Origin of the sequence: Vibrio sp. 10N.222.55.C6 (assembly GCF_041473395.1) — a bacterium.
Lineage (GTDB): Bacteria > Pseudomonadota > Gammaproteobacteria > Enterobacterales > Vibrionaceae > Vibrio > Vibrio crassostreae_C.
Map to the genome: position 1 here is coordinate 1 of NZ_JBFRSD010000593.1, position 331 is coordinate 331.

Here is a 331-nt window from a genome sequence, read left to right on the forward strand (position 1 = left end):
ACCCAAAACACGAAATTCAACCGCTTGGTTAACATCGTTTTCTTGGGACTTTTCGATAAGCTCTGAGAACTTAACGCTGATGATCTCGCCGAGGTTGTATCGAAAGGCGCTCGGTACTTTGAACTTTGCACCCGACGGGGAGATATCAACCGTTACACCATGTAGGCTTTGCCCTTTCGATGTGGTGATCTCGACCTGCGAGCTAATCTTGAGTCTGTTCTCTTGGCGTTTTAAGTCGTAACCTAGGTTAATAGCTTCCGCTTCGTACGGGCTATTGGCGCTAGTAATGTCGTGGTTACCTTGAGAAGATGTTTTAACAACGCTCAGAGGC

The 331-nt window shown here is 47.1% G+C and carries 1 protein-coding gene; it reads right to left on the reverse strand.

The window, feature by feature from the left end; genetic code table 11:
* Positions 1 to 331: PilZ domain-containing protein (locus AB4486_RS25240; protein ID WP_372119457.1), on the reverse strand; the 331-nt coding region annotated here is incomplete at both ends.